Here is a 17,869-nt window from a genome sequence, read left to right as displayed (position 1 = left end):
CCTCAGCCTTCCGTCCTGCGGAATTGTCCGATGAACCGGAGATCATCCGTGTAGAAATGGCGGATGTCCTCGATTCCGTATTTCAGCATTGCAATCCGCTCCGGCCCCATGCCGAATGCGAAACCGGAATGTACATCCGGATCATAGCCGCCCATGCGGAGCACGTTCGGGTGGACCATGCCGGCCCCCAAAATCTCGATCCAGCCTGTTTTTTTGCAGACGTTACAGCCCGAGCCGCCGCACTTGAAGCAGGAAATGTCCATCTCGACCGACGGTTCCGTGAACGGGAAGTAGCTTGGGCGGAGACGGATTTCCCGGTCTTCGCCGAACATCTTCTTGGCAAAACGGTCCAGTGTCCCTTTCAGGTCACTCATCCGGATATTCTCGCCGACGACCAGCCCCTCGATCTGTGTGAACTGATGGGAGTGGGTCGCGTCGTCATTGTCCCGGCGGTAAACCTTGCCCGGACAGATGATCTTAAACGGCTTGCCTTCTTTCACTTCCATCGTGCGTGCCTGCACCGGCGATGTATGCGTCCTGAGGAGGATGTCCTCGGTGATGTAGAAAGAATCCTGCATATCGCGTGCCGGGTGGCCCTTGGGCAGATTCAGTGCTTCAAAGTTATAGTAGTCCTTCTCCACTTCCGGACCTTCCGCGACTTCATAGCCCATCGAAATGAAGAAGTCTTCGATCTCCTCGATGATGCGGGTGAGCGGATGGTGGTTGCCTGTCTTCACCGCCGTGCCAGGAAGCGTCACGTCGATCGATTCCGCTTCAAGCTTCTTCGCGACTGCCTGCTCCTCCAGTGCAGCCATCCGGCTCTCGAGCTCTGCGGTCACCTCGCCGCGCACCTCATTGACGAGCGCGCCCATTTTTGGCCGTTCTTCTGCCGGAAGCTTGCCCATTCCCTTTAACAGGTCCGTAACCGGCCCCTTCTTGCCCAGGTACTTGACCCGGACATCATTGAGCGACTTCACATCAGCCGCCGATGCGATGGCCTGAAGCGCTTCTTCCTTCAACTGCTGCAGTTGCTGCTCCATTCGGATTCTCCTTTCGTTAACCAGACTGCCGCCTGTCCTTGCATTTCCGGGCATACAAAAAGCCCCGCCCCTGATATAGGGACGAGGCTGAACTCGCGGTACCACCCTGATTACCGCACATGGGTGCGGTCACTCTGGACAGGATAACGGCTGTGTGCCGGCTCGCCTTTACAGCTGATGCTGGTCCCGGCGGCAACTCGCGGGGTGAACTTCGACGCCTTCCGATCACCGGCGCTTCCAGTCTCTGGCGCCAGCTCCCTGTCATCCGATGGGCAGCCTACTCTTCCCGCTCAATGTCTTTGGTCGTTTACTTCTCCAGTATATCGGAACTTTCTGCCGAGGGTCAAGCCGGTTCAGGCCCGCAGTGCATAGAGCAGAATCCCCGTCGCGACGGCAACATTCAGTGATTCGGCCAGTCCACGGAGAGGAACCATCAGTTTCTTGTCCGTTTCTGCCAGCAGATCCGGATTCACTCCATTCCCCTCATTGCCGACAATCAGCGCGAATGTGTCGCCTTTACCCGGATCGTCATATGCAACTGCTCCCTCGAGTGCCGTGCCGTAAACCGGAATTCCCCTGCTTTTCAGCTCGAGGACCGTTTCCTGCAGATCCCCGCGAATGACAGGCAGATGGAAATGCGAGCCCTGTGCGGAACGGACTGTTTTGGGAGCATAGGGATCCGCACTTCCTTTTCCGAGAATCACTGCATCGATGCCGGCCGCATCGGCGGTGCGGATCATCGTTCCGATATTGCCCGGATCCTGGACGGCATCAATGAGAAGCAAGGTTTTCCAGCTCTCCTGCTCGTCCGCACTCACTTCCGGAATCCGGCACTGCGCATAGATTCCCTGCGGGTGTTCGGTATCCGTGATTTCCCGTTCGACCTGGGAAGTGATTTCAATCAGCTGGACTTCGCCGGTCTCCCAGTAGTCCGGAAGCGTGATCCCTTCCCTGAAAATCAGTGCCAGTACGGCACCTTCTTTTTTTAGCGCCTCTTCCGCCAGATGTTCCCCTTCTACGAGAAACTCTCCGGTTTTGTCCCGTTCTTTCCTGGTGTTGACCAGCTTTTTCCAATGCTTCACAAGCGAGTTCTGTGTGGATTCAATCCGCTTCAATCTGTGACACCTTCCGTCATCCGTTATTTGCCTTAAGTGTAGCAAAACAGATGTATAGCCGGCGAGCAAAACGGAGAACCTTTTTGCAGGAGGGTGATGAACATGAACTTCCAGATCCGCGATGCCATCACGGCCAACATGCAGGGGAACTCGGCAGAAGACATTCGGGGCGTCATCGATGACGCCATCGCCCGGGGCGAGGAGCATCTGCTTCCGGGCCTCGGCGTGATCTTCGAGAAATTCTGGCAGCAGGCCGATCCGGCCGAAAAGCAGAACGTCCTGGCCGACCTGGAATCCGCATTCGGCAAAAAGGTACAGTAAGCCAATAGGAAAAGCCGCCGGTATCGGCGGCTTTTTACGTGTTCACTTAAAGAATCGATGCGAGAACCGCTTTTTGTGCATGGAGACGGTTTTCGGCCTGCTGGAAGATGTAGGAGTTCGGGCCGTCGATGACGGATGCCGCTACTTCTTCGCCGCGGTGGGCCGGCAGGCAGTGAAGGAACATGTAATCCTCCTTCGCGTGCTTGACGAGCTCATCGTCGACCATGAAGCCCTTAAACACTTCAAGCCTTGCTGCCGTTTCCTCTTCCTGCCCCATGCTGGTCCAGGTGTCGGTGTAGACGGCATCCGCCCCGCTGACCGCCTTGACCGGATCGGAGGTCCAGCTGACCTGCCCCCCGGTCTTTCCTGCGATGGCGACGGCTGTTTCCATCACATCCGGTGACGGCTCATAGCCTTCAGGAGTTGCGACCGCAATCTCCATTCCGGTATGTGCAGCGGCGATGATCAGGGAGTGTGCCACATTGTTCCCGTCTCCCACATAAGCGATCTTGCGGCCTTCCAGCCCGCCCTTCACCTCACGCACTGTCAGGAGGTCGGCGAGCGCCTGGCACGGATGATAGATATCCGTCAGCCCGTTGATGACCGGAATGCTTGCCTCGTCCGCCAGCTCCTGCACCATGGTGTGCTTATTGGCCCGGATCATGATCGCATCCAGGTACCCCGACAGCACATGCGCAGTGTCATAAACCGATTCTCCGCGGCCGATCTGCATGTCACGCGAGTTCATATACATTGCATGACCCCCGAGCTGGATCATGCCGGACTCAAAGGAAATCCTCGTTCGGGTCGAATGTTTCTCGAAGATCATTCCGAGGATCTTCCCGGCGAGCAGTTTCGGGTAACGGCCCTCCGAACCGAGTTTTTTCAGTACAACCCCCAGTTCCACCAGGCCTTTTACTTCATCGCCCGAAAGCTGGTCCAGTGCCAGCAGATCTTTCCCCTTCAGGCTTTCAACCAATACCATCTCCTGCATCCCCGTCATGAACATTCAACTCACCCTTCCGTTTATTCATCTTGTTGCATCATTATACAATTGTATAAATATTAAATCAAGCGGTTCTTTATTACCATTTTCTATTTTTTTCTTGAACTTATACACAAAAAAAACCTCCCCGCCAACCGGTAAGGAATGGCGGGGAGGTTCATGATTATTCGAATGTCAGGCGGTCGACCGTTTCACGGTCCAGTTTCTTGATGACTTCCACGATCAGCTGTACCGCGTGCTCGTAATCCTTTTTGTGCAGGATCGCCGCATGGCTGTGGATGTAGCGGGTCGGGATGCAGATCGCGAGGGACGGGACACCTTCGTTTGCCAGGTGGATGGAGCCTGCATCCGTTCCGCCTCCCGGAATGGTTTCAAACTGATACGGGATCCCCTGCTCTTCGGCCGTATCCACGACCAGGTCCCGGAGGCCTTTGTGGGAGACCATCGATGCGTCGAACAGGACGATTTGCGGGCCGTCGCCCATCTTGCCGGAAGCCTCTTTGGACGAGACGCCGGGCGTGTCTCCCGCGATGCCCACATCCACGGCAAAGCCGATGTCCGGCTTTACCTTGGCAGCGACTGTCCGGGCACCGCGCAGGCCGATCTCTTCCTGGACGGCTCCTGCCGAGAAGACGGTGTTCGGGTGCTGCTCATCTTTCAGCTTGCGCAGAACATCAATGGCGATGGCGCAGCCGATCCGGTTATCCCAGGCTTTGGCAAGCAGGTAATCCGGATTGTTCATGACCGTGAATTCAAAGTAAGGGGCAACCATGTCTCCCGGGCGCACGCCCCACTCCATCGCCTCATCCTTTGAGGAAGCACCGATATCGATAAACATATCCTTGATGTCGACCGGCTTCTTGCGGGCATCGGCAGACAGAATATGCGGCGGCTTGGAGCCGATCACACCCGTGATTTCACGCCCGTCACGGGTCACGATTGTCACGCGCTGTGCGAGCATGACCTGCGACCACCAGCCCCCGACTGTCTGGAAACTCAAAAAGCCTTTTTCATCGATTTTGGAAATCATGAAGCCGACTTCATCAAGGTGGCCGGCCACCAGCACGCGCGGGCCTCCCTCTGCGCCTTTCTTTTCGGCAATCAGTGAACCGAGTCCGTCATAGTCAATCGAATCGGCAAACGGTTCGATGTAACGCTTCATCACTTCTCGGGGTTCCCGTTCGTTACCCGGGATTCCTTTTGCATCTGTCAGGTCTTTCAGCATCTGTAGCTGTTCATCAAGCTGTACCATTACTTCGACCTCCTAAACATGTGTCATTCAAATTATAGTGGATGGAGCAAATGTTTTCAAAACATTTTGGCAAAAGATGGCCATCAATGATCATCCAACTCTTTTTTCAGGCGCCTGATGAACGCATCCTTTTCATCCGTCCTGACCGCGACCGCACGGTAAGGTCTGCGGATTCCCATAAACAGAGTTGCGGAAACCGGCTGCTTCAGCCTGAGCAGGACATCAGGATGGGCCGCCTCAAAGTCTCTGGCGATGAACACTGCGGTGTCTTTGGTGAGCTTGCCGGACAGTTCCTCCCCTTCGGTCACCACTTCTTCGATGTCCGAATAACGGATTTCCATCCGGTTGGACATGCCAAGAGACAGGTAAAGGTGGTCGCCGCCGAAAACCGACGGGGTGAGCCGGACTGCCTGCATGTCCGCGATCAGGTAGATCACCGAATACAGGTTCAGGATAAGAAGGATAATTGATAGGACAAGCGACTTTTCATGGAGCCACCAGTGGATGCCGATCGTTTCGATGATAATGGCATGGATCAGCATCATCTGCATGGCCATGTGACTGGTGTTCCTGTGGAGGGTAAACGCATCCTCGGTTAGGCGGGGCTTCCTTTTCCATGATCCGAATGCATAGTAGAACATCAGCATCTCCGAACAGAATGCATGGATAATCGGATGGCTCCGGATATGGCTATCGACGGCAGCAGGGAACGCAAAAAGGAGAGGCTTCGGATCCTCACCGGTTGTCCGGATAATCTTTGGCAGGTAGACAAACAGCGAGACGACGAGCACCAACTCCAGAAGTATAAATGCCCCTTCGGCAGCAAAGCCGATATAGGTGATCGGCGTATAGCTGCCCAGCCACTCGTCAGGAATGAGGAACCGCGCCGCGATCAGACCTGTGGCCGCGCCGAAAAGGAATCCCTTCAGCGTGATCGATCTTCTCCAAGCAAGAAACAGGAGCGGCGCCACGATTGCCAGGTCGATCAGGGAGCCGATCACGACCGTCCCGGATGCCCCCGAAAGCACATGGCCGCCGAATTCGGTCCTGTAGAGAATCAGGTTGGATCCAAGCACAAGCAATAGCAGGATCAGCCAGACGGGATTTGCAGATTTGCGGACGACAGCGTTCATCGGATCACCCTCCACTTTCATTTACTTCTATTATACGCGGCCGCTGCATCCCTCTCCTTCAGCGGCAGGAATAAACCGCCCCCGGATTGGAGGCGGTTCACACAATGTTCAGATTCAGCCGTTGGAACCTTGCTTGACCCACTTGGCGACTTCAATCGTACGACGGGCCTGATGCTGAACGGCTGCTTTGATTTTGTCTTCCCCTTCGACCATATTGCCGTCCTGGTCGACCGAGACACTCGTACCGTATGGGTTCCCGCCCGCTGCAAATACCGACTGATCCGTGTAACCGGGAGCGGCAATGATGGCGCCCCAGTGGAAGAGTGACGTGTACAGCGAAAGGATGGTCGCTTCCTGCCCGCCGTGCGGATTCTGGGCTGAGGACATCGCGCTGCATACTTTGTTGACGAGCTTGCCCTGCGCCCAAAGACCGCCGGTCGTATCGAAGAACTGCTGCATCTGGACTGACTTGCTGCCGAAGCGGGTCGGTGCGCTGAAGATGATGGCGTCCGCCCATTCCAGGTCTTCCGGCTTGGCTTCCGGCTCATCCTTCACCGAGTCATAGTGCTGTTTCCAGGCAGGATTTGACGAAATCGCTGCTTCCGGAGCTGTTTCGGCAACCTTCAGGACCTTGACTTCCGCACCTGCTTCCTGTGCTGCTTCACCGGCCCAGTGAGCCAGTTTATGATTGGTTCCGGTCGAACTGTAGTGAATCACTGCAAGCTTGATTGAATCCATACGAACAACTCCTTTGAATTCGTGATAGTTGAAAGCAAACATTACTACTATTGCCTCCTCCCCGTAAGGATAAACTCCATTCCTGAACTGATGACGGATGCCGGCCCTCATGATAAAGTGAACTTACGATGCTCCGGAAAGAGGCCTGGTCATGCGTATCTTCATTTACTTCATCATTTTCTTCTCGTTTTTTGACCTGTTCAGCCAGTTGCCGGTGATGAGCCCTCATGCTGTTCTGCTCGGTGCGACTCCCTTTGTCACCGGTCTGGTCGTCGGCATCTATTCATTCGCCAATACGATCGGCAACGTCTTTTCAGGTTTTGCCACAGACCGGCTTGGCCCCTTTCCGATCCTGGTCAGCGGCCTGCTTTTATCCTCGGCTGCCCTGTTCCTCTATACACCCGTAGACACACCAACCTCCCTTCTGGCAGTTCGGGTGATCCACGGTTTCATGGAGGGGCTGATTGTTCCGGCGGCATTCACGTTCATCGCCAACCGTTCGGAAGAATCCAACCGGGGCAGGAACTCCGCCTTGTCGGGTGCTTTCGTCGGACTGGCTGCCATTGCCGGTCCTGCTTTGAGCGGCATCATCGCATCCAAAACCGGCGCACCCTTCATCATGATGATGAATGGCGTTTTTCTCCTGATACTCGCGGCCCTTGCCCTGTTCATCCTTCGCGGCAACGCGAAACAAAGAAATGATCAAGCGGAATCCGGCGATTCTTCCGGGCATTTCCCGGTGGGTGCCCTGTTCCGGCATGCCGGTGTTGTCCGGGCATTTGCAGGCGCATTCTTCCTGATGTTCTCCCAGGGCGTACTCGCACTGGTCCTGCCTCTCAGGGTCGAGGCGCTCGGGTTCGATACAAAAACAAGCGGCCTGCTGCTCAGCGTCTTCGGCCTTGTCGCCATCCTGATTTTCATCCTGCCGACCAACCGCCTGTTTGATCGTGTCAGGCCCGAGGCGACACTCGCATTCGGCATCGCCCTCATGGGAGCCAGCATGCTCTTTCTTTCTTCGGCAGGACAGTTGCCTCTGCTTTATGCTGCCATGTCCCTTTACGGTGTCGGGTTTGCCTTCCTGTTCCCTTCCGTCAATTCTCTTCTGATCGACTCAACAGATGCACATTACCGGGGCAAGGCCTATGGCTATTTCTATGCCTTTTTCTCAATCGGTGTGGTTGCGGGATCCGGCCTGATTGGTCTTCTCGGCCTGAACGCCCGCGGAGCTTTCTTGCTCACCGGGGCGGTCCTGCTTGCCGTGGCCGCCTATGCACTGTCCGGACTGAGACGCACGAAAGCAGATTGATTTCATTCTTGAAACACAAAACGGCCATCCGCTACCTGTAGAACAGGTTCGGATGGCCGTTTGGCATATCTTGATTAGTCGAGAATCTTAACAGTGACTGTCTTGGATCCCCACTGAAGTGCGCGGCTCTTGTTCGGGATAAAGACATCGATGCGGTTGCCTTTGATGGCGCCGCCGGTGTCTCCTGCGATGGCTTCACCGTAACCTTCAACCCAAACTTTCGTTCCGAGCGGAATGACTTTAGGGTCGACTGCGATGACTTTCTGGTTAGGATTGGCTTTCAGGTCGATGCCCGTGGCCGTAATTCCGGAGCAGCCGTTGCAGTATGCCGTGTATGCAGTTGCACGAACAGAGAGTTCACGCGTTGCAGATGGTTCAGACTTGGAAGCGGACGCCGCGTTGTCAGACTTGGAAGCAGACGCCGTGTTGGACGCGCTTGCCTGGACAACTTTGCCGGAAACTTTCAGGGCTTGTCCCGGATGAATCAGCGTGCTGCTGAGACCGTTCAGTCCCATCAGCGTGTTGACGCTGATTCCATGGTTGGTCGCGATTCGGTAGAGCGTATCGCCGCTCTTGACGGTATATGTGGAGGCGGATGCTGCCGGCTTCGCTGCAGCAGACGCTTTCTGATTGGTTTGAGTCGCTTTGCTGTCCCCGGAGGTAGTCAGAACATCTCCCGGATAGATCAGATCAGAGGAAAGGGAATTCCACTGTTTCAGCTGTGCGACTGTGACAGAGTTGGCCTGAGAGATGGACCAGAGTGTATCACCTTTGGATACGGTATGACCCGAAGCGGAAACTGTTCCTGCACCTGCACCCAGTGTCAGCGCTGCCGTCAGCGCAATCAAGCTTTTTTTCATAATGGTAAATGTCTCCTTTCTTCAACGACACCCACTCTACCACGCCTATGTTACAGTGGCGTAACAAATCGATGAAGAAACGAAAACAAACTATTACACTCTCGAAATAGTTTCATAGAATCTCAATTAGTCGAATTGCTTTCACGCGGCAGCCAGACCCTCGCAGTCGTTCCCTTTCCTACTTCACTTTCAAACTCAATCGAGCCCTCATGCCGTTCGATGATCTTAAAACTTTTCATCAGGCCCATGCCTGTGCCTTTTTCTTTGTTTGAATAGAAGGGCTCCCCAAGACGGGGCAGCCGTTCCTCGGGAATACCGATGCCTTCATCCCTGACTTCGATGATCGTCCCTTCCCCCGCATCCCAGGCTGCCAGTTGGACCGTCCCGCCATCCGGCATGGCCTCAATGGAATTCTTCACCAGATTGATGATCACATGCTTGATCTCATCGGTTTTGCAGATGGCAAGAAGCGGTCCTTCCGGTATTTTAAATCGGAGTATACAGTTATGCATCCGGGCTTCCGCCTTGAGAAGATGCATGACTTCCGACAGCACTTTCACCAGGTCAGCCGATTTCATTTCGTCTTCCTGGTGGGGGTCTGCCAGCATCAGCAGTTCATCGACAATTTCTCCAATGCGATCCATTTGTTCCAAGATGATGTCGGTATAGGTGCCGGCAGAACCAGCTTCATCCATCAGCTGCATGAATCCTTTGACAACTGTAAGGGGTGTTCTTACCTCATGCGCTATTCCGGCGGCCAAGTGGCCGACCATGCCAAGTTTTTCCCATTTGAGGCTCATTTCTTCCGAAAATTTCTGCTTTGTAATATCCTGCGTGAACCCGATTGAACGGATCACCCGTTCGTCACTGTCGCGAACCGCTACCGACTTCGTACGCAGCCACTTCATCCCCTTGCCGGGAGCCAGAATCCGATATTCCACTTCACCGGTGACAGACTCGGAGCTGACAAGCGTTTTTTCTATCAGGGCCAAATCGTCCGGGTGGATATGATGGTGGATCGCCCGCGGGTTCGCATAGATATCATTCAGATCCATGTCAAATAAACCTTCGATGGCCGGGTTCAGATAAATGAACTTTTCGCGTATGAAATCAAACTGGGCAACACCCAAGTCGGTATTTTCCATGATATCGACAATGAGCTGGTCGCGATCTTTGATAATCCGTTCCTGAAGCTGGATTAGTGACCGGGTGGCTGCTGCCGATTCTTTGGAAACCATGACGGCAGTTGTCGCGGCAAGACGGCCTTCACTGTCATAAACCGGATACGCCCGGATGCTGACCAGAACACGGGTACCGTCTTTTTTCAGCCTTACTGTCTCCAGGCTGATCTTTTTTTCCCCAGCCAGCAGACGGTCTCTGGTGAGATGAAACTCCTCCTGAAGATCCTCGGGAACGTATGGAAGGATTCCCCCCACAAGGTCATCTTTCGTCCAGCCATATTCATTCGTGAAGGCCGCGTTAATTTGCATGACTTCACCATCAGGTTTTAACAGGAGCGCCGCTTCTTCCATGAATTCAAAAAACGGGCTGCTCCAGGCAGCCGGCGGGTTGATAGTTGCGAGCTGGACAGGATTTTTTGTGATCGGAAAAGCTTGCATCAGCACATGATGCTCATCAATCCGTTCAATCCGTTCCACATACATCGGGGAATGGTCAGCGTCCTTGCCCCTAACCGAAAAAGGGATGAATTCCCCGCCGGCGTGCGCAACGCGAATCCTTTCAAAAAAGAGCGGCAAATCCTTGAAATGAGCCATGTCATGGACAGAGTAATCCAATGATGAGGGGAGTCTGCAAGATTCCTCCTTTCCACTTGCAACCATACAATAATGTCCGCTTTCAATATGCAGCACAGAATATAGATATCCGGAATTGTTTGCTTGGAAAAGCTCTGTGTTCTCCATTCTTCATCTCGCTCTCATCCAGAAAATCGAACCTTAAGTCGCCCTTCCTGACCTAAAGCCTTACTTTTCAGTCTCTTTATTAAGTATATTATACTAGTATTTTTTGCATTAGAGAAGAACTATCGCATGATTATGCCGAGAGGTTGGAATAACGGCCGAAATTATACTGAATACTGGTTCAGCAATATGGCTTAATCAGTTCGGGGCTGTTGTTCTTTGGCGAGTTCACGTCAGGCGAGATTTCATAAGCCTCCATTTTGGCCGCCTCGTACGGGACGAGCAGCCGGCTCAGTGTTCCCGTGTCCCGGATATCCGGGTTTAGCCACTCTGCTTCATTTGCAGGATCCAGAATCACGGGCATGCGGTCATGGATCTTTTCCATCAGCCGGTTTGGACGGGTCGTAATGGCTGTGCATGTGTGGACTTTCTCTCCATCGGGAGAAATCCAGGTCTCCCAAAGTCCGGCCATGCCAAATACCGGTTCGTCCTTCAGCCGTATTCTCATCGGCCTGCGGTTTTCCCCTTCCCGTTGCCATTCATAGAACGAATCGGCCGGAATGATGCAGCGGCGGCGCTCAAATGCCTGCCGGAAACTCGGCTTTTCCGCCAAGGTTTCTGCACGGGCATTAATCATTCGGTTTCCGATTTTTACATCTTTCGCCCATCCGGGGACTAGCCCCCAGCGCAGTTTGCCCATCCGGTTTTCCCTGCCGTCATTGATCACGGCCACCACCTGCTGGGTCGGTGCGATATTGTAGCTTGGGAGATATTCTTCTTCTTCGAATGCCCGCGTGACACCAAACCGTTCAATCAGTTCCCTGTATGGGACATACAAAGTAAACCTTCCGCACATCGCAAGTCCCTCCCTGTCCATTTGCTTTTAACCGTTATACATAAAAAGAACGGTCCGTGCAAGTGCACGAACCGTTTTCTTTCGTATTTAGCGGACCTCGCGATTCCTTCCCGCCCTGCCGATGGCTGCCGTCAGGATCAGGCCCGCAAAAAATGTGACCAGGCTAATGATTCCGGTCAGGAAGTCTCCCGGCAGTCCCGGGAAGATGACGAACACGGACCCGGCGATCAGACCGATGATGATGGCATACATCAAGGTAGGAATTCTGCTGAGCAGATAGTGGATCACTTTGCTGCTGATGATGAAGCCGACCCCTACTCCCGCACCGATCACCGCAATGATCGGCAGGTTCAGGTCAGACAAAGCTGCAATCGCCGTTGAATAAGCACCGAGCAACAGCAGAATGAACGAGCCGCTGATCCCCGGCAGAAGCATAGCCATACTGCCGAGCCAGCCTGCAAAAAACAGCCCCAGGGCATTGGAGGCGTTCAGCTCGCGGATCGGTTCAGATTCTGCCGGACTCAGGAAAGCGGTGGCGGCAAGCGCGATTCCGACTGCAATAAGAAGCGCGTAGTGAACAGGTCCGAAGTTCCGTGCCATCCCCGCTTCTCTCGTCAGGAAAGGCAAGACACCGAGTACCAGTCCGATAAAGAAGAATTGCGTCGGAACGATATGATACGTCAGCAAATAATCAATCAGCCGGCTGAACAGCAACAGGGCCGCTCCAATTCCCGCCCCAAGAGGAATCAGAAACAGGAGGTGCTTTTTCCAGTCCTTGCTGAAGAATCCGCTGATGGCCGACAGCAGACGATCATAAATTCCGAGGATCAGGGCGATCGTCCCCCCGCTCACCCCGGGAATCAGGTCGCTGATGCCCATCATGAGGCCGCGATATATGTTTTTCCATTCCATAAAAAGTTTCCATCCTCCCAAATTCAAATCAACGACTCCAGTATAGCACTGAAGATCGCGGCATATGAACAATCGTCGGGATACAGCAGGTTTTCTTGCAGTCATCAAAAAGCCCGCGCCGGAGCGCGGGTTACAGAATCAAGCCTGCCGGGCTTTAAGTTCATCCACTTTCTTCTGCCACTCCGCTTCCGTCATACCCGTTTCAAGGAAGTAACGGTTGCGCGGATGTTCGCGGCACTCATCAGAGCAGCTGCGGCGGTGAAGAAGTTCGTTCTCTTCGGAAGCCAGGATTTTTTTGTTGCATTCCGGATTTGCGCAGTTGACGTAGCGTTCGCAAGGCGTACCGTCGAAGTGGTCGCGGCCGACGACGACATGCTCCACCTGGTTGACCGGCACCGCGATGCGGTTGTCAAACACATAGCACTGACCGTCCCAGAGCTGTCCTTTGGCGACAGGGTCTTTCCCGTAGGTGACGATTCCGCCGTGCAGGTGAGCCACATCTTCAAAGCCTTCACGCTTTAGCCAGCCTGTGAATTTCTCACAGCGGATACCGCCGGTGCAGTAGGCCAAAATTTTCTTGCCTTCAAACTTTTCGCGGTTCTCACGGACCCACTCCGGCAGCTCGCGGAATGTTTCCACTTCGGGGCGGATCGCGCCGCGGAAGTGGCCGAGATCGTATTCATAATCATTGCGGGCGTCAAGGACGACGACGTCCTCACGCTGCATCTGCTCAAGAAATTCTGCCGGTTCCAGATATTCACCGGTCAGCTCGTTCGGATTGACGTCTTCATCAAGGCTGAGGTTGACGATCTCATTGCGGTGGCGGACATGCATTTTCTTGAATGCATGGCCTTCCGTTTCATCCACTTTGAATTCCATGTCGCTGAAACGCTCATCCGCATGCATCGCATCCATGTATTTTTGAGTTTGTTCAATCGTGCCGGAGCACGTTCCGTTGATACCTTCACTGCCTATGAGGATGCGGCCTTTTAGCCCGAGCTCCCTGCAAAATGCAAGATGCTCCTGCGCAAATGTTTCCGGATCCTCAATCGGCACATATTTATAATACAAGAGGACTCTGTGTGTGAATTTTCCCATAATCCGACACCATTCCCTTTCTCCTTTAAATTAAAAATGCCACACACCAATATAACAAAAAACGCTTCGGATGTGTAGCGGGAATCAACGGAAACAGGCCCGCCAATCGGATGGCGGGCCTGTTTCTTCAATTTCTGATCTCCCTGTAGCTGCTGATGAATCCATCCGGCGATTCTTCCGTCCGGAAGGCGAATACACCCTCGTCTGTATGGAGATACAAAAACCAGCATCGGCTTGCTGCCGGACGGGCACTCATATCCCAAACTTTCGACAACGCAAAATCACGTTCGGAAGAAATGACGGCTTCTTCCGTCAAAATCAGCTTGCACTCAACGTCTTCCGTCCGCTGCTGGAGTCGCCGGATTGACCGTTCTGTCCGTATGTAGCGGATCACCGCTACTGCCTGCTCCCATCCCGTCATTTGAATACGGAAGTGCTGTGGAGCGGCTGGACACGGGACTTCGGATCGAGGTAGGCCTTCGCATTGTTAATGGCGATCGGAGCCTCTCCGAGACCGACGGCAATCAGCTTGACTTTGCCGTCGTATGTGGTCACATCGCCTGCGGCATAGATTCCCTCGATACTGGTCTCCATCTTCGTATTGACAACAATCGAATTTTTCTCCATCTCCAGTCCCCACTCTTTGAGCGGTCCGAGAGAAGAGACGTTTCCGTAGTTGACGATGACATGATCGGCATGAAGATTCGTTTCTTCGCCTGCTTTGCTGACGAGTACGACTTCATCCAGCCGTCCCTCATCCCCCTGCAGAATTTTGACATTATGAGATGTCTTCACTTCGACAGTCGACTCGTGCAACTTCGTGACACTCGTTTCGTGCGCCGTGAATCGTTCACGACGGTGGACAAGGGTCACTTTGTCTGCAACCCCTTCAAGCATCAGAGCCCAGTCAACCGCGGAGTCGCCTCCGCCGCATACGAGGACTTCTGTTCCCTTGAAGCTCGAGAGGTCTTTGACGCCATAATGCAGCGTTTTCCCTTCAAAGCTTTCGGCTCCCTCTACATTCAGCTTGCGGGGTTGGAATGCCCCTACTCCTGCAGTGATCAGAACGGTGCGGGAATAGTGGACGCCTTTGTCTGTCTCGATTACAAACAGATCGCCGTCCCGGTTTGCCGCCAGGACGGTTTCACCCAGGCAGATTTCCGGCTTGCCATAATTAGCCTGTTCAGCAAGGTTGGCTACAAGATCTTTCGCAAGGATTTTCGGAAAACCGCCGACATCATATATATATTTGTCCGGATAGAGCTCCGAAAGCTGGCCGCCGAGCTGCGGAAGGCTGTCGAGGATCTTGACCTTCATCTCCCGCATCCCGGCATAAAATGAAGCGAAGAGACCGGTGGGACCTCCGCCGATAATCGTTATATCGAATACTTCGTGTCCGTTTTCCAACATAGTTCACTCCTATTTAGGTGCGGCTGAGAATTCTTTTCAGTTCACATTATAACGGTAACCTGTCCTTAGGAAAAGACATTGCTCCGACCTTATCCCGTGCATCGCCTTCTGCCTTGCTTTAAAATAAGGGGCGGATGCAGGACTATCGGAAAAATTAACTGAAGAAAGGTTGTTATAGCGTGGGAAAGCGGGAGGACATCTACGATTATATCATCGGCCGCAAGCAAGAACTGGCAGATGAGTGGCTTGAACGGAGCACTGGCAGCGGAGAAGAGTCCGTCTTCCGCTCGGATGAAAAAAGGAAGCTCAACATTCAGCACGATCAGCTGGTGGAAAGCGTAAGCCGAATCTTCATCGAAGACAATGACTTTAAACTACATATCGACGAATGGTCCGAATCTGTCGCGGTTCACTGGGTAAAGAGCGGAGTGACCATGCATGAGACCATCGCGCAGTTCCGCCTGATCCGAACAGACTATTGGAACGCGGTAAAGAATTATATTCTGTCGGACAGGCAGGGCTTTACTATCGAAGAAGCTTTCTACTGGAGCAATGTCGTCAATGATGCCTTTGATTTTATCATGGAAAACTTCGCCAGACACTTTGAAGAGGCTCACAGGAAAATCCTATCTTCCCAGCAGCAGATGATCACTGAGCTAAGCAGCCCGGTCATCCCGGTAAAACGCGGCATCGGTATTCTGCCGCTGGTCGGCGACATCGATACATACCGCGCCCGCATCATTTTGGAAACCGGTCTGGAGCAGGCAGCCAAGCAGAAGCTTGACATGCTGTTTATCGATTTATCTGCTGTCCCGATTGTCGATACGATGGTTGCCCACCAGCTGTTCCAGCTGATCGACGCACTGCGGCTGATCGGTGTGGAAGCCATCCTTTCCGGGATCCGCCCCGAAATCGCCCAGACCGCCGTACAGCTCGGAATCGAATTCCGGGGCATCAAAACTCAGGCTACTCTTATGAATGCACTGGAACTCTACAGTTGAACGGCTGAAGCCCCCTCCCCTACTCCGGGAGGGGGTTTTTCGTTGACCCACTTTTCTTAATTCTCCGCCGATTGCCATTGCAATTTCCCTGTTGTTCATCAAAAATGGAACGGAAGACATTTTTTTAAGAGGGAGTGGTTATGGTGACCACATTCAAAGACTACGAGTATCAGCGGCCGGATATGGAGTCACTTAAGACAGAGTGGAACAAACACCTGACCCGGTTCCGGCAAGCCGGTTCGGCGGACGGACAGGATCAGGAAATCCGGGAACTGAATCGGCTGGCAGATGACTTTTCCACAGCCTCCAATCTGGTGTACATCCGCTCCTCCATCGATACGAATGATGCTTATTATGAAGGGCAGCGGGACTACTTTAATGAAATCGGGCCTGAATTCGATGAGCTGAACACAGCTTTCTACAAGGAACTTGTGGCAAGCCCGTTCCGGGAGGAGCTCGAAAAGCGCTGGGGTTCCCAGTTGTTCACCATCGCCGACCAGAAAATCCGCTCATTCTCGGCTGAAGCAATTCCGCTTCTCCAGCAGGAAAACAAACTGGCTTCCGAATACGCGAAGCTGATCGCTTCTGCACAGATTGAGTTCGACGGAAAAACGCTCACACTTGCACAGCTCGGCCCCTATACCCAATCAACAGACAGGGAAATACGGAAAGTTGCGAACGAAGCGAGATTCGGCTTTTTCGCCGAGCACAAAAAAGAGTTTGACGGGATTTACCAAAAGCTTGTCGAAGTCCGTCATCAGATCGCCCAGATCCTTGGCTATAAAGACTTTGTCGACGTCGGTTATCTGAGGATGAACCGGATCGGCTATGACCGGGAAATGGTGAAGAACTTCCGAGAACAGGTCAAACGGCATATCGTGCCTCTTGCTACCCGTCTGTATGAGCGGCAGGCAGCACGGATCGGCGTGGACAGCCTCACCTATCATGATGAAGGACTTAACTTCGTCACCGGCAATGCCGTTCCGAAGGGCGATCCGGAATGGATCATCGAAAACGGGAAAAAGATGTATGATGAGCTTTCGCCGGAAACCTCGGAATTCTTCCGCTTCATGATGGAGCGGGACCTGATGGACCTGATCGCCAAAAAAGGAAAAGAAGGCGGCGGTTATTGTACGTTTATCGATAACTATGATTCGCCGTTCATCTTCTCGAATTTCAACGGCACATCCGACGATATTGACGTCCTCACTCACGAAGCGGGCCACGCTTTCCAGGTTTACTCCAGCAGGAATATTGGGGTGCCCGAGTATATCTGGCCGACCAGCGAAGCAGCCGAGATCCATTCGATGAGCATGGAGTTCTTCACCTGGCCGTGGATGGAGCAATTTTTTAAGGAAGACACCGAAAAATATAAGTTCAGCCACCTGAGTTCAGCACTGCTGTTCCTGCCATACGGTGTGGCTGTTGATGAATTCCAGCACATCATCTATGAAAACCCGGGAATGACACCTGATGACAGGAAAGCCGCCTGGAAAAAACTCGAGTCCGAATACCTTCCGCATCGCAACTACGAAGGCCTCGAGTACCTTGAAGAGGGCGGCTTCTGGCAGCGCCAGGCCCATATCTACGAAGTGCCGTTCTACTACATCGATTACTGCCTTGCGCAAATCTGTGCGCTGCAGTTCTGGAAACGGTCCCGGGAAGAACGTGAGGCCGCTTGGGCTGATTATCTGCAACTTTGCCGTCTGGGCGGCTCCCTTCCGTTCACTGAACTTGTAAAGGAAGCCAATCTGCTGTCCCCATTCGAGGATGGATGCATTGAATCGGTCATCGGACCCATCACTGAATGGCTCGATGCCGTGGATGACCGGGCTCTCTAATTAAAACGAAACAAAAGAACAGGCCCCTCGGCCTGTTCTTTTGTTTCCCAACATCACTTTA

Annotated in this window: 17 protein-coding genes; 4 read left to right on the top strand and 13 right to left on the bottom strand. The window is 53.4% G+C overall.

Going from position 1 to position 17,869, the window contains the following annotated elements; genetic code table 11:
• Positions 1–2: 2 nt before the first annotated feature.
• Both pheS and AV656_RS01320 read right to left on the bottom strand, forming a co-directional pair.
• Positions 3–1,040 carry a phenylalanine--tRNA ligase subunit alpha gene (gene pheS / locus AV656_RS01325; RefSeq protein ID WP_063178059.1) on the bottom strand — a complete coding sequence of 346 codons (1,038 nt, stop codon included), beginning with the start codon at positions 1,038–1,040 and terminating at the stop codon, positions 3–5.
• Positions 1,041–1,393: 353 nt separating this feature from the next.
• On the bottom strand, positions 1,394–2,155 hold the full coding sequence (locus AV656_RS01320) for a TrmH family RNA methyltransferase (protein WP_063178057.1): 762 nt from the start codon (positions 2,153–2,155) through the stop codon (positions 1,394–1,396).
• 102 nt (positions 2,156–2,257) lie between these two features.
• Between AV656_RS01320 and sspI the strand changes: the two genes are divergently transcribed.
• Positions 2,258–2,476: a small acid-soluble spore protein SspI gene (sspI, locus tag AV656_RS01315; protein WP_063178055.1), complete on the top strand. Its 219-nt coding sequence runs from the start codon at positions 2,258–2,260 to the stop codon at positions 2,474–2,476.
• 46 nt (positions 2,477–2,522) lie between these two features.
• Here the strand turns inward: sspI and argF are convergent, their stop codons facing one another.
• The 4 genes from argF to wrbA all read right to left on the bottom strand — a co-directional run bounded on the left by argF (position 2,523) and on the right by wrbA (position 6,605).
• The gene (gene argF, locus AV656_RS01310; protein WP_231877217.1) at positions 2,523–3,485 is read right to left on the bottom strand and encodes an ornithine carbamoyltransferase; all 963 of its coding nucleotides are present in this window, start codon (positions 3,483–3,485) and stop codon (positions 2,523–2,525) included.
• Between the two features lie 160 nt (positions 3,486–3,645).
• Positions 3,646–4,734, bottom strand: coding sequence for a M42 family metallopeptidase (locus AV656_RS01305; protein ID WP_063178054.1), 1,089 nt, complete (start codon positions 4,732–4,734; stop codon positions 3,646–3,648).
• Positions 4,735–4,817: 83 nt separating this feature from the next.
• Positions 4,818–5,867 carry a hypothetical protein gene (locus tag AV656_RS01300; protein WP_063178878.1) on the bottom strand — a complete coding sequence of 350 codons (1,050 nt, stop codon included), beginning with the start codon at positions 5,865–5,867 and terminating at the stop codon, positions 4,818–4,820.
• Positions 5,868–5,981: 114 nt separating this feature from the next.
• Positions 5,982–6,605, bottom strand: a complete 624-nt coding sequence (gene wrbA / locus AV656_RS01295; protein ID WP_063178877.1) for an NAD(P)H:quinone oxidoreductase — start codon at positions 6,603–6,605, stop codon at positions 5,982–5,984.
• Between the two features lie 151 nt (positions 6,606–6,756).
• On the opposite strand from wrbA, the gene AV656_RS01290 reads away from it, so the two are divergent.
• Positions 6,757–7,911, top strand: coding sequence for an MFS transporter (locus AV656_RS01290; protein ID WP_063178052.1), 1,155 nt, complete (start codon positions 6,757–6,759; stop codon positions 7,909–7,911).
• A gap of 74 nt (positions 7,912–7,985) precedes the next feature.
• On the opposite strand, the gene AV656_RS01285 is transcribed toward AV656_RS01290, so the two are convergent.
• The 7 genes from AV656_RS01285 to AV656_RS01255 all read right to left on the bottom strand — a co-directional run bounded on the left by AV656_RS01285 (position 7,986) and on the right by AV656_RS01255 (position 14,882).
• Positions 7,986–8,771, bottom strand: a complete 786-nt coding sequence (locus AV656_RS01285; protein ID WP_063178050.1) for a 3D domain-containing protein — start codon at positions 8,769–8,771, stop codon at positions 7,986–7,988.
• A 122-nt stretch (positions 8,772–8,893) separates the two neighbouring features.
• A complete protein-coding gene (locus tag AV656_RS01280; protein ID WP_197462183.1) occupies positions 8,894–10,435 on the bottom strand; it encodes a PAS domain-containing sensor histidine kinase in 1,542 nt (513 codons plus the stop codon).
• A 436-nt stretch (positions 10,436–10,871) separates the two neighbouring features.
• The gene (locus AV656_RS01275) at positions 10,872–11,546 is read right to left on the bottom strand and encodes an SOS response-associated peptidase (protein ID WP_063178046.1); all 675 of its coding nucleotides are present in this window, start codon (positions 11,544–11,546) and stop codon (positions 10,872–10,874) included.
• Between the two features lie 87 nt (positions 11,547–11,633).
• Positions 11,634–12,458, bottom strand: coding sequence for a DUF368 domain-containing protein (locus AV656_RS01270; protein WP_063178044.1), 825 nt, complete (start codon positions 12,456–12,458; stop codon positions 11,634–11,636).
• Between the two features lie 138 nt (positions 12,459–12,596).
• On the bottom strand, positions 12,597–13,556 hold the full coding sequence (locus tag AV656_RS01265; RefSeq protein ID WP_063178043.1) for a rhodanese-related sulfurtransferase: 960 nt from the start codon (positions 13,554–13,556) through the stop codon (positions 12,597–12,599).
• 127 nt (positions 13,557–13,683) lie between these two features.
• On the bottom strand, positions 13,684–13,950 hold the full coding sequence (locus AV656_RS01260) for a hypothetical protein (protein ID WP_063178041.1): 267 nt from the start codon (positions 13,948–13,950) through the stop codon (positions 13,684–13,686).
• Between the two features lie 23 nt (positions 13,951–13,973).
• Complete coding sequence (locus AV656_RS01255; RefSeq protein ID WP_419865545.1) at positions 13,974–14,882, bottom strand: NAD(P)/FAD-dependent oxidoreductase; 909 nt, start codon at positions 14,880–14,882, stop codon at positions 13,974–13,976.
• A gap of 263 nt (positions 14,883–15,145) precedes the next feature.
• Between AV656_RS01255 and AV656_RS01250 the strand changes: the two genes are divergently transcribed.
• Positions 15,146–15,967 (top strand): STAS domain-containing protein, encoded by an 822-nt coding sequence (locus AV656_RS01250; RefSeq protein WP_063178035.1) that lies wholly within the window; start codon positions 15,146–15,148, stop codon positions 15,965–15,967.
• 140 nt (positions 15,968–16,107) lie between these two features.
• Positions 16,108–17,808: a M3 family oligoendopeptidase gene (locus tag AV656_RS01245; RefSeq protein WP_063178033.1), complete on the top strand. Its 1,701-nt coding sequence runs from the start codon at positions 16,108–16,110 to the stop codon at positions 17,806–17,808.
• Positions 17,809–17,869: the final 61 nt, after the last annotated feature.

Source organism: Bhargavaea cecembensis (assembly GCF_001619585.1).
GTDB lineage: Bacteria > Bacillota > Bacilli > Bacillales_A > Planococcaceae > Bhargavaea > Bhargavaea cecembensis_A.
This window is presented reverse-complemented; position numbering and strand designations above follow the sequence as displayed.